Raw genomic sequence first — 12102 nt, 5'->3', positions numbered from 1 at the left:
CCGGAGTCTTTTCATGCAGCGAAGTAAAGCAGGCATAATACCGCGCACTTTCGCCGTGAATCGCCTCGCCACCTGAACGGGTCCGCCTTGAACGAACTTCCGCTGTCCACTGCCTTACGCCCCTCGGCCTGCCCGGGGTTGCTGCGTATCGTGCCGGCACTGGATGGCGGTATCTGCCGGATCAAGTTGAACGGCGGTTCGATCAGTAGCGTCCAGGCCGAGGCCGTGGCGGCTGCGGCCGAGTGTTTCGCCAGCGGAGCGATCGAGGCGACCAACCGGGCCAACCTGCAGATCCGCGGCATCGGCAACGAGCAATCGGCGTTGATCGACAGCCTGCTGGCCGCCGATCTGGGGCCGCGTACGGCGGCTGGCGACGATGTGCGCAACCTGATGCTCAGCCCCGGCGCCGGGATCGATCGGCGCATGCTGTTCGACACTCGCCCGCTGGCCGGGCAGATCCTCGCCACATTGCAAAACCACGAAGCGTTCCACGACCTCAGCGCCAAGTTCGCCGTGCAACTCGATGGCGGTGAAGACCTGGCGATGCTCGAACATCCCCATGACCTGTGGCTCTCGGCGTTTGAGCAAGACGGCGAGCAACGGCTGGCATTTGGTCTGGCGGGATGCCCGACGGACAGCCCCGCCGGGTCGGTTGCACTGGCTGACGGGTACGCGCTGGTGGTTGCGGTCCTTGAGTTGTTCCTTGATCTGGCGCGCCCCGAGCAGACGCGGATGCGTCATTTGCTGGCCGAGTATTCGGTCGAGGATGTTCTGCTTCGGCTGGCTGAGCGAGTACCGATGCAAGCTGTTGTCGGTTGGCAGCGGCTTTCCGGTTGCAGTGATTTGCACATGGGCGCCCATCCCCAGGCCGAGTCCGGTGTCGTCTATGTGGGGGGCGTGCCGCCGCTGGGGCGGCTCGATCCGGCGATGCTGCGGGGGGTGGCACAACTGGCACGCGAGTTCGGTGATTCCAGTCTGCGCTTCACACCCTGGCAAAGCCTGCTGCTGCCCAATATCCGCTTGGACAGCGCCGCCGAAGTCATGGGGCGTTTGCAACGCTTGGGCTTGTCCTGTGAAGCCGGTCAGCCATTGTCCCGGCTGATCGCCTGCACCGGTTCCAGCGGTTGCGCCAAGGGGTTGGCCGAGACCAAGGGTGATGCCCTGCAACTGGCCACACTGCTGCACCGCCATGGACCGGCGCTGAATATACACCTGAGCGGTTGCCCGCGTTCCTGCGCCGCCGCGCATACGGCGCCTGTCACATTACTGGCCGTCGCCCACGGTCACTACGATCTCTATTTTCGCGATGCAGCGCAGCCGGGCTTCGGCGCACTGCACGCACGCAACCTTACTATTGAAGCGGTCGCGGCCCTGCTCGACGCCCGCTCACGGAGCCCCCTTGATGCTTGATTACATCCGCGACGGTCAGGAGATCTATCGCAACTCCTTCGCGATCATTCGCGCCGAGGCCAACCTCGACCGAATCCCGGGCGATCTGGAGAAACTCGCGGTCCGTGTGATTCACGCCTGCGGCATGGTCGAGGCCATCGACGGTTTGCAGTTTTCCGAAGGGGCGGGCAAGGCCGGGCGTGATGCGCTGGCGGCCGGCGCGCCGATTTTGTGCGATGCGCGGATGGTCTCCGAAGGCGTGACCCGCGCGCGGTTGCCGGCGAACAATCCGGTGATCTGCACCTTGCGCGACGAGAGCGTTCCGGAACTGGCCCGTGAATTGGGTAACACCCGCTCAGCCGCTGCGCTGGAACTGTGGCGCCCGTACCTCGAAGGCAGCGTGGTGGTCATCGGCAACGCCCCGACGGCGCTGTTTTACCTGCTGGAAATGCTCGATGCCGGCGCACCGAAACCGGCGCTGATCCTCGGTTTTCCAGTGGGCTTCGTCGGTGCCGCCGAATCCAAGGCCGCGCTGGCAGCCGACAGCCGTGGCGTGCCTTTTGTCATCATGCAGGGTCGCCTGGGCGGTAGCGCCATGGCCGCCGCCGCCGTCAATGCTCTCGCCACGGAGATCGAATGATGCAGCAACCTGGACGTTTGATCGGCCTCGGCGTCGGTCCCGGTGATCCGGAACTGATTACCGTCAAGGCCCTGCGCCTGCTGCGCGAATCGCCGGTGGTGGCGTACTTCGTCGCCAAGGGTAAAAAGGGCAATGCCTTCGGCATCATCGAGGCGCATCTGCAAGACGCACAGAATCTGTTGCCGCTGGTGTACCCGGTGACTACCGAAGCCTTGCCGGCACCGCTGTCCTACGAGCAAGTGATCAGCGACTTTTACGATGACGCCGCCGATGAACTGGCGACGCATCTTGATGCGGGTCGCGACGTGGCGGTGATTTGTGAAGGCGATCCGTTCTTCTACGGCTCCTACATGTACCTGCACGACCGGCTCGCCGAACGTTATCAGGCTGAAGTCGTGCCCGGTGTGTGCTCGATGCTCGGCGGGGCCTCGGTGCTCGGTGCGCCGCTGGTGTATCGCAATCAGAGTCTGTCGGTGTTGTCCGGTGTGCTGCCGCCCGACGAACTCAAGCGTCGCCTGGCCGATGCCGATGCGGCGGTGATCATGAAACTGGGGCGCAACTTTCCCAAGGTTCGCCAGGTGCTGGAAGAACTCGGCCTGGCCGAGCGCGCGTTGTATGTCGAGCGCGCGACCATGGCCAATCAGAAGATCGTGCCGCTGGATCAGGTCGAGCCGATGTCTTCGCCATACTTCTCGTTGATCATCGTTCCCGGCGAAAGGTGGCAAGGCTGATGACCCGTCCAGTTCCGGCGATTGTCATTCTCGGCAATGGCAGCCTCGCTACCGCACGCAGCATTCAGCAGGTGTACCCCGAAGCCCTGATCCATGGCCTGGCCGAACGGGTCGAAGGCGCGGATCGGGTCTATCACGAGTTCGGCGCGACCCTGCGCGAGCTCTATCAACAGGGCACACCGATCATTGCCCTGTGCGCGGCGGGGATCGTGATCCGCACGCTGGCGCCCTTGTTGCTGGAAAAGGGCGCCGAGCCACCAGTATTGGCGGTGGCCGAAGACGGCAGCGCCGTGGTTCCACTGCTGGGCGGGCTCGGCGGGGTGAATGTGATGGCGCGGGAGATTGCCGCCGCACTTGGAGTCGCGGCGGCGATCACCACCAGCGGCGAGTTGCGTTTCGGCACGTGCCTGCTCAACCCGCCCAGCGGCTATGCCCTTGGCGATCTGGAGCTGGGTAAGCGGTTCGTTTCCGATTTGCTCGCGGGCGAAACCGTGCGTATCGAAGGCGAGGCGCCGTGGCTGGCGCAGGCGCAATTGCCTGAAGATGCACAGGCCCGACTGGCGGTACATGTCAGTCATGCCGAACGGGCACCCGCGGCCAACGAGTTGTTGATCTACCCGCGCAATGTGGTGGTCGCTGTAGATGCTGGCCTGGTGAACATCGCGGGGGCGGTGCGCGAAGCTTTGCATCAGGCGAAAATCGCCGTGCAGTCGCTGGCTTGCCTGTTGGGCGCCGACACCGAAATGGCCAGTTCGGGGTTGCACGAGGCGGCGCTTGAACTGGGTGTGCCGCTGCGTTTTGCCGGAGCTGAGAAGGCGCTTGGCGAACGTCTGCGTACTGCCATTGGCCAGCCCGTTTCCATGCTTGGTAGCGACACCGTTGCCATTGCGGTGGCAGAGCAGCCGCTGGACCCGTTGCAGATCGGCCGCCCGCGTGGACGGCTGGCGGTGATCGGCCTCGGGCCGGGCGCTGCTGAGCTGATGGTGCCGGCAGTGAAGGCTGAACTGGCCCGGGCAACCGACGTGCTGGGTTACGAAACCTACGTGCGCATGGCCGGGCCGTTTCGCGCCGATCAGGTGCTGCATTGCACCGACAACCGCGAAGAGATGCAGCGCGCCCGTCACGCTTTCGAACTGGCGGCCCAAGGGCGTTCGGTGGTGGTGGTTTCTTCAGGAGATCCGGGGGTTTTCGCCATGGCTGCGGCGGTGCTGGAAGCGCTGCACGAATCCACCGACGTCCATTGGCACAACGTCGATCTCGAGATTTTGCCGGGGGTTTCCGCCTCGCTGGCGACAGCCGCCCAGGCGGGTGCGCCGCTGGGGCATGACTTCTGCGTGCTGTCGCTGTCGGATAACCTCAAGCCATGGGCAATCATCGAGAAACGCCTGGACCTGGCCGCGCAAGCCGACCTGGCCCTGGCCTTCTACAACCCGATCTCGCGTTCACGGCCGTGGCAGTTAGGGAGGGCGTTAGAGATAGTCGCCGAGCACCGCGCGCCTGAAACACCAGTGGTCCTGGGTCGGGACATTGGTCGTCCGGGCCAGACATTGCGCGTTACGACGCTGGGGCAGTTGACCCCGGATCAGGTCGACATGCGCACCATGGTGCTGATCGGCTCGTCCACCACCTGCTCTTTCCCTCGTCCTGAGGGGGGCGAATGGGTCTACACGCCGCGTTGGTATGGCGACAAACCCGCTTCCTGAATCAAGACGCCTCTTTGGAGGCGTTTTTTTTGTGAAGTATCCTGCATGAACAAGTTTCTGGTTTGTGGAGTTTTTGCTGGAAATATAAGTTTAAATATTGAAAGTATCTATGAGTGGCTGTTTTGATATTGTGTGATGTGCCTGTTGATAACAGTTTCTTGGCGAGTGTTTCTTGTATGTCGGGAGTTTCTTTGTTTCGATAGGGTGTGCAATATGTGTTAGTGGAGAACATTAAATATGGACTTTGATTTTGCTGTTATCCCTAGTCTTGAACAACGCCTTGAGTTTGTTCGGAATATGAGCTTTCTGCGTGTCCAGCGTTCAGGCAGGGTCAGGAGGTTTGCCGTTGGCGATGACGTCTGGGCATATGATGATCGTGCGCAAAGTGCGATGCTGATTGGCAGAACACTGCTGGGCTGTATGGCAGGCTTGAGCAGGGAAGAAAAGAAAGAAATCAAGAACAGCATCAAGATTGCCAGTTTGGTGTGTGATACATACGAAAATGAGGCACTTGGTCTTGGCGATTGGCTGAATCGCTACGCGAGAACGCTTAATCATTTTGGATGGTATTCGGATCGACATCCTGGTGAAAAGGTTTATAGGGATCTGTCCAGTACGGTTTCCGCGAAAATGATTGAAACGGTTCGGCAACTGGGTAACGAACCCATGCTGACCAACACTATAGCGGCTTTCAAGGCGCTGGGATCTGACTCTCGTGGGCTGACGGCTTATGCCGGAGCGACGCTGTACGGCAAATCCTTTCAAGTTGCACCAGCAGGGCGTGATAGTAAGGGAATACTGACGATGGAACTTAATCACGCGCGGTTGAACGTCAAGCGAAAAACCGAGAGTTTCCTGTTTGTCAGTTGGCAGAAGGGTGAGGCCGAGTTGCAGCATAATTACCGAAGCTTTTATCTCGACAGAAACGCTTATGCGGAAACGAAACAGGAGTTGGAGGCTGTCCTCGAGGAAAGCGATATGGCCGAAATCGAGTTAAGGCTTTGAAAATGTATTACCGCTATTTTGTAAGTAATGGTGTTGGTGATTTGTTGTGTGTAGTTTAAAGTTTGGCAAGTATTGACACTCGGTTGTGATTTGATTAACTTTGGTTTCGGGTCGGGATTGGCCCTTTTAATATATTATATGGATATTCGAAATGACTAATATTACTGCGGTAGAAATGAGCGAGGCGCAATGCCTGGAATTTATCGAGGAAAGCCTGAAAGAAACTTTGCCTGTTATTCAGCAGCAAGCCGGTAGACGTGTTCGCCGTGCCGTCGACGGGGTTATTGATACCGATAAGTTGAATGCAGCGATTCTCAATTCCACGATGATTTCCTTTCCCGAGGGCGTGAGCCGCCGCAACAAAACAATCATAAAGCGAACCTTTTTGTTCGCCGACCTGTCTGCGCAGATCAAGTTTCCCAACGAGCAAGATCAGGTTCAACGCTGGGAACACATGCTTAAAGGGATGCAGGTCATGGGCTGGACCATGTTCGGCAACCCGACGATCAATTACCAGGAGTCGGCGAGCGGCCTGCTAATGTCCAATCTGGTGCTGGACATTGCCAAATCAATGATAGGCGGTCTTGGCGGCGGCCTCGGACCTATCCTGAAGCTGGGGGTGGAAAAGGCAATCGAAGGTCTGCAGGCCAATAAAGAAGCATTGAAACTCTATGAAAATAACGGCAAGAAAGGCGATGGCGCAAACTTCGGTCTCGCAAGCTGTGCACAGGATAGCGATGGTGAAGTCAGCCTGGTGATGAGCGCTATCAGTTATTACACCACGTCCGGAAATACCAAGATCGCTTTCTTTGACAAGACCTCCTCATCTGGCAGGTTGTTTCAATCCAAGGGTGTTTTCAGCATCCATGCCGATGACTATACCGAGAAGAAGGAGGATGCAGCCAACAGGTTCTATGAAGCTGTCGATAAGCGCCTGGAAATGGAGTTTGGTATCTGATTTCCAGTCTGGTCAGGTGCGATGCACCTGACCTTTTACGGAGTGTGCAATATGAGTAGTAGTGGTTATGTTAATGCAGGGAGCTTATTGGTCATTTCATCATCGCTGTCGGCGTCGGTGCGCGAAGATATCCTTTCTTCATTTCTCTATGCACAATTGACCTCGACCAAGAGTTACCCGGAATTCAAGGACTTCAACGCGTGGAATGCCAGGTGTACCGAGGCATTGAAGTTTCTTCTCTATAAAGAATCGGGCCGGGTCGGGGATGGTTTTTTTTCGTCCTCTGTGGATAAAAGCGTAACGTTCGAGAGCTTTGTCAGGAAGCGGCTGGCGCCTTTGTTGGCGCTCGATGAGTGCAGGGCATTGGATCTTTTGCTGCAACACGCCTTGAGTCTTGAAGTGCAGAGCCCTGGTCTCGATTTGTTGACGCGATACGCCGTAGAAGTGGGGGGGGGCGGAGAGCGGTAGTGCCCCGGTTGTCAGCCGTATCAGGATCCATGCCGGCGTGGTGGATGAGTCTGCAACCCTGAGAATGCTGACTATCAACCTTGCTACCCGTACACCCATTGAACCGGTTTTTCTCAACCAGAGTTTCATGTTGAGCGAGATTGTCGGAGATGTTGAAACGAAATGCTTTGTCGCTCAACTGGGCGAAGACTATGCCGAGTACAAAAGGAAGTGGGTGCTCGACACTCTCGGTGGACGGCGTGAAAAGGAGGTCGAAAGACTTTATTGATGTGTTCTTGCTAGCCCATCACGGCATCAGATAGCCTTTGACCCCGGTAAAAATAATCTGTGCCGCCAGCGCACACACAAACAATCCCATCAACCGGCTGACTATTTGTAAGCCCTGGTCGCCAAGAATGCGCTCGATACGGCCGGACAAAAACAGCACCACGCCCACGGTAAAACTGGCCAGCGCAATGCTGACAATGGCAGTGAGCTTGTCGTCCCAGTGCGGCTGGCTCACGCCCATCACCAGCAAGGCGCCGATGGTGCCGGGGCCGACTGTCAGCGGGATGGTCAGCGGGACGATGGTCACATCCTGCTGCACGTTGTCGGTCTGTACCGCCGATTTGCCTTGCGCCATGCCCAGCGCCGAGATGAACAGCACGCTGCCGGCGCCGATGCGAAAGGCATCCACGGTAATGCCGAAGACAGTGAAAATCACTCGGCCGAACAAGTACAACAGAACACTGGAGACCAGGGTGGCGACCGCTACTTTCCAGGCCAGCCGACGCTGTTCCTTGCGCGAATAACCACGGGTCAGGCTGATGAAGCAGGACAACACGAAGAATGGGCTGTAGAGCACCAGCATCTTCAGATAAACGCTGAACAACACATGGAGCATGGTGCCGGGCTCACTGGCGAGGGAAGTCGAGAGGGAGTCTATCAGGGGTTGCGAAGTCTGTCGGCTCAGGAGGTTTGGGTTGTTGTGCGATTCTGCTGGTCACGCTGGGCGACCCAGTGTTCGATCAGTTCGCGCAACTGCGACAGTTCCACCGGCTTGGCCATGTGTCCGTCCATGCCGGCCTGGCGCGCACGCTCTTTGTGTTCGGCAAGGATATGGGCGGTCAACGCCACCACAGGGGTACGACCCCGCTGGTTGCTGACTTCCCAGGCGCGTAATTGCTGGGTAGCCGAAAAGCCATCGAGGATGGGCATTTCGCAGTCCATCAGCACCAGGTCGTAGCGTTGGGCCTTCATCGCCTGCAAGGCTTCTTCGCCGTTGCAGGCGGTATCCGGTTGCAGGTTGAGCTTGCTCAGCATGCCGCGGATCACCTTGGTCGAAATGCTGTTGTCTTCGGCCACCAGAATGCGGAAGTCGCTGGGGACCTTGACCGGCAGGGCCGGGCCGCTTTGCACTGGGTGGGTGGCGACGAGACCGTTGTTGCGTTGGGTCAGTTCGTCGGCCAGGGTGGTCTTGAGGGTGTAGCCGGCCACTGGTTTGGCGAGGATGCGCTTGATCCCGGAGTTGCGCGCGATGATCTTGCTCGGTGCGTTGCTGATGCCGGTGAGCATGATCAGCAGGATGTCATGGTTCAGGCTCGGGTCTTCCTTGATCTTGGCCGCCAGTTGCATGCCGGTCATGCCGGGCATGTTCTGGTCCAGCAGGACTACATCGAAGTAATCGCGCAAATGAGCCTTGGTGCGCAGCAGTGCCAGCGCCTCCTTGCCGGAAGACGCGGCGCTGACATTCAGGCCCCAGGCGCTGCATTGCTGCACCAGCACCTTGCGACAGGTGTCATTGTCGTCCACCACCAATACCCGCGCACCTTGCAGCGGACCGTCGAGGTCGGAGGTCGGGTGTTCGAGGCGATCCGGGTCCAGTGGCAGGGTCAGCCACAGGGTGCTGCCCTGGTTGCTGCCACTCTTGATCCCGAATTCCCCCTGCATCAAGCGGATCAGCTGGCGGGCAATCACCAGCCCCAGGTTGCCGCCCAGGTGGGTGGCCGAAAGGAAATGCCGGCTGTGCAGTTCGGCGTGCATCAGGGCGTCGCGTTCTTCGGCGTTCATGGGCTCGCCGCTGTCCTGCACGGCGATACGCAGGCGTGGCTTGGTGTTGCGCTCGTCGAGCGCCACGACAATCAGGATTTCGCCTTCATCGGTCTTTTTCAGGGCGTTTTCAAGCAGGCTCAACAGCGTCTGGCGCAGGCGTGTCGGGTCACCGCTGATCACCCGCGGCACTTGCGGCTGGATGAAGCTGATCAACTCGACGTTTTGCTGCTCGGCCTTGGCGCGGAAGATGCTCAGGCAGTCTTCGATCAGCGCGTTGAGGTCGAACTGCACATCGTCCAGCTCGATCTGCCCGGACTCGAGTTTGGAGATGTCGAGAATTTCGTTGATCAGTGTCAGCAACTCGTTGCCCGCGCTGTGGATCGTCTGCACATAGTCGCGTTGCTTGACCGATAGCGGTGTGCCCAGCAGCAGCTCGGTCATGCCGAGGACGCCGTTCATCGGGGTGCGGATTTCATGGCTGATCTTCGCCAGGAACTCGGCCTTGGCGTTGATCTCGGCGTTGCTGGCCGCCAGGTCACGACTGATGCTGAAACGGTCTTCGGTGATGCGGCGCTGGCGCTCGCTCAATGCAATGCTCATCAGCAGGCCGCTGATGCAGATGACCACCAGCAAGGTGGTGAGCAGGCCATGGGGTTCGATCAGGGTCAGCCCCAACAGCGCCGGCAGGATGACCAGTGTCCCGAGGTTGAACACCACCATGGCCGCCACGAAGAGGCGAGCCGGGCGATAACCTTTTTGCCAGTGATAGGCGCTGATGAACAGCATGGTCAGGCCTGCAAGGGCCACCAGGCCATAGGTAATGAAGTTCAGCGGCAAGGTGTTGACGAACAGCAGCATCAGGCTGCAGGCGGTGATGAGCAGGACCTCGCCGAGCAGCAACCGGTTCAGCGGATGCGGCCCGAGCGGGGAGAAGAAACGATGGGCAAGCATCAGGCCGCAGGGCGCCGTCATTAACAATGCCAGGTAAGCCCCCGGCGTTTGCAGTGCATGCCAGTCCGGCAGCCAGGGACCGGCGAGGTTCAGCAACAACAGCAGGCTGAGCATCAACAGCCCTTCGCACGTCGCCAACCAGAGGGCACTGTGCGAGCGGGTGTAGGTGTAGCGGATGAGATTGTGCAGGATCAACATGGCGATGCAACCGAACAGCAGGCCATAGATCAGCGTCTGAATCTGGTTGGCAGCCGCGAGGATCGCCGATTGCAGGGTGATATAGGGCCGTAACTGGTGATCGGAGGCCAGTCGCAGGTAAACGTCGAGGGGGTTGTCGCTTTGCGGCAGAGCCAGCATGAAGTCGCTGCTGGGCAATGGTCGCTCGGATTGTGGCTGTTCGTTGCCCGTGCTGGATTGATCGATCAGCTTGTCGCCGTCCAGTACGTACATGCTGAACTGGCGCAGGTCAGGCGCGAACACCCGCAGCAACTGTTCGTGTTTGCCCGGTGCGAGCCTGAATCGCAACCATAGCGCGCCATCGGGTTCGGCCGCGGTAATGCGGTCGAGTTCGATGGGGCTGAATTGATTGGCGTAACGTGCGGAACGAATGTCGCTCAGTTGCAAGTCGCCCTGTTCGTCGAGCAATACCGCCCAGCCACTGCCTTGCGTGGCCTGGGCCGGTAGCATGCAGAGCAAGGTCAGCAAAGTGACGGTCAAGCTTATGGCAATCCTGAGCCAGCGCACGGCGAAATCCCTTCGTTAGGTTGATGCCAGAATATAACGATGCGCGACGCCGGAACAGCCAGGCAATAAACCGTGTTCATTGCCTGGCGCGGTGTTTACCTTATTCCTGATTTTCGCCACGCTCGCGGGCAATGGCACGGTAGCCAATGTCCTTGCGATAGAAACAGCCTTCCCAGTCAATCGATGCCGCCAGTTTGTAAGCCTGCTGCTGTGCAGCGTCGACGCTGGCGCCCATGGCTGTGGCGCAAAGTACCCGACCGCCGGCCGTTACGACTTGACCATCCTTGAGCGCAGTACCGGCGTGGAAGACTTTGCCTTCCAGTGCAGCTGCTGCATCCAGGCCATTGATGGCCACGCCTTTGGCGTAGTCACCAGGATAGCCGCCCGCGGCCAGCACGATACCGACGCTCGGACGTGGATCCCATTGCGCTTCGACCTTGTCCAGCGCCTGCGCCAGAGCCGCTTCGACCAACAGCACCAGGCTCGACTGCAAGCGCAGCATCACCGGTTGGGTCTCAGGGTCGCCGAAGCGGCAGTTGAATTCGATGACTTTTGGGTTACCAGCCTTGTCGATCATCAGGCCTGCGTACAGGAAGCCAGTGTAGACGTTGCCTTCCTCGGCCATGCCGCGCACGGTCGGCCAGATCACCAGGTCCATGACACGCTTGTGCACCTCGGCGGTGACCACTGGCGCCGGGGAGTAAGCACCCATGCCGCCGGTGTTTGGACCGGTGTCGCCGTCGCCGACGCGTTTGTGGTCCTGGCTGGTGGCCATCGGCAGCACGTTCTTGCCGTCGACCATGACGATGAAGCTGGCTTCTTCGCCGTCGAGGAATTCTTCGATGACTACGCGCGAACCCGCATCGCCAAAGGCATTGCCCGCCAGCATGTCGCGCACGGCGTCTTCGGCTTCGGCCAGGGTCATGGCGACGATCACGCCCTTACCAGCGGCCAGGCCGTCGGCCTTGATCACGATCGGAGCGCCTTTTTCACGCAGGTAAGCCAGGGCTGGCTCGATTTCGGTGAAGTTCTGGTAGTCGGCAGTCGGGATCTTGTGGCGAGCCAGGAAGTCCTTGGTGAAGGCTTTCGAACCTTCCAGCTGTGCAGCGCCAGCGGTCGGACCGAAGCAATCCAGGCCACGGCTGCGGAACAGATCCACAACGCCGGCAACCAGCGGCACTTCAGGGCCAACGATGGTCAGGGAAACGTTTTTCTCGGCAAAATCTGCCAGTTGCTCAAGCGCCAGTACGTCGATGGCGACGTTCTCGCACTTGGCTTCGATGGCGGTACCGGCGTTGCCCGGAGCCACGAATACCTTCTGCACACGCGGATCCTGAGCCACTTTCCAGGCCAGGGCGTGTTCACGGCCACCGCTGCCAATGATCAAAATATTCAAAGAAAGACTCCTTCGGAGAAGCTGCAAGCTACAAGCTGCAAGTAAAAGCGAGTATGTGCGGCTCTTATTTGCAGCTTATGGCTTTG

At 59.2% G+C, this 12102-nt stretch carries 11 protein-coding genes; 8 read left to right on the top strand and 3 right to left on the bottom strand.

Features of this window, described 5'->3' with window-relative positions; all coding sequences use genetic code 11:
* The first annotated feature begins 87 nt into the window (after positions 1–87).
* The 8 genes from cobG to KGA85_RS09825 all read left to right on the top strand — a co-directional run bounded on the left by cobG (position 88) and on the right by KGA85_RS09825 (position 7162).
* Entirely contained in the window at positions 88–1410 is a 1323-nt protein-coding gene (gene cobG / locus KGA85_RS09860; protein ID WP_223461670.1) for a precorrin-3B synthase, read from the top strand.
* Positions 1403–2029 carry a precorrin-8X methylmutase gene (locus KGA85_RS09855; protein WP_223461672.1) on the top strand — a complete coding sequence of 209 codons (627 nt, stop codon included), beginning with the start codon at positions 1403–1405 and terminating at the stop codon, positions 2027–2029. The genes cobG and KGA85_RS09855 overlap by 8 nt, the downstream gene beginning before the upstream one ends.
* The gene (locus tag KGA85_RS09850) at positions 2029–2760 is read left to right on the top strand and encodes a precorrin-2 C(20)-methyltransferase (RefSeq protein WP_223461728.1); all 732 of its coding nucleotides are present in this window, start codon (positions 2029–2031) and stop codon (positions 2758–2760) included. Before KGA85_RS09855 ends, KGA85_RS09850 begins: the two co-directional genes overlap by 1 nt.
* Complete coding sequence (gene cobJ / locus KGA85_RS09845; protein ID WP_223461673.1) at positions 2760–4463, top strand: precorrin-3B C(17)-methyltransferase; 1704 nt, start codon at positions 2760–2762, stop codon at positions 4461–4463. Before KGA85_RS09850 ends, cobJ begins: the two co-directional genes overlap by 1 nt.
* Positions 4464–4700: 237 nt before the next feature.
* Positions 4701–5468: a hypothetical protein gene (locus KGA85_RS09840; RefSeq protein WP_223461675.1), complete on the top strand. Its 768-nt coding sequence runs from the start codon at positions 4701–4703 to the stop codon at positions 5466–5468.
* 151 nt (positions 5469–5619) lie between these two features.
* Entirely contained in the window at positions 5620–6426 is an 807-nt protein-coding gene (locus KGA85_RS09835) for a hypothetical protein (RefSeq protein WP_223533102.1), read from the top strand.
* 51 nt (positions 6427–6477) lie between these two features.
* Positions 6478–6894, top strand: a complete 417-nt coding sequence (locus tag KGA85_RS09830) for a hypothetical protein (RefSeq protein ID WP_223543083.1) — start codon at positions 6478–6480, stop codon at positions 6892–6894.
* Positions 6895–6958: 64 nt separating this feature from the next.
* Entirely contained in the window at positions 6959–7162 is a 204-nt protein-coding gene (locus KGA85_RS09825) for a hypothetical protein (RefSeq protein WP_223543082.1), read from the top strand.
* A gap of 18 nt (positions 7163–7180) precedes the next feature.
* On the opposite strand, the gene KGA85_RS09820 is transcribed toward KGA85_RS09825, so the two are convergent.
* The 3 genes from KGA85_RS09820 to purD all read right to left on the bottom strand — a co-directional run bounded on the left by KGA85_RS09820 (position 7181) and on the right by purD (position 12016).
* Positions 7181–7777 carry a MarC family protein gene (locus tag KGA85_RS09820; protein ID WP_223533104.1) on the bottom strand — a complete coding sequence of 199 codons (597 nt, stop codon included), beginning with the start codon at positions 7775–7777 and terminating at the stop codon, positions 7181–7183.
* Positions 7778–7842: 65 nt separating this feature from the next.
* Positions 7843–10620, bottom strand: a complete 2778-nt coding sequence (locus tag KGA85_RS09815; RefSeq protein ID WP_223543081.1) for a hybrid sensor histidine kinase/response regulator — start codon at positions 10618–10620, stop codon at positions 7843–7845.
* 100 nt (positions 10621–10720) lie between these two features.
* A complete protein-coding gene (gene purD, locus KGA85_RS09810) occupies positions 10721–12016 on the bottom strand; it encodes a phosphoribosylamine--glycine ligase (RefSeq protein WP_223461683.1) in 1296 nt (431 codons plus the stop codon).
* Between the last annotated feature and the right edge of the window lie 86 nt (positions 12017–12102).

Source organism: Pseudomonas sp. GL-B-12 (assembly GCF_019955895.1).
Taxonomy (GTDB): Bacteria; Pseudomonadota; Gammaproteobacteria; order Pseudomonadales; family Pseudomonadaceae; genus Aquipseudomonas.
The sequence above is the reverse complement of the archived record's forward strand: the minus strand, read 5'-3'. Positions and strand labels throughout refer to the sequence as shown.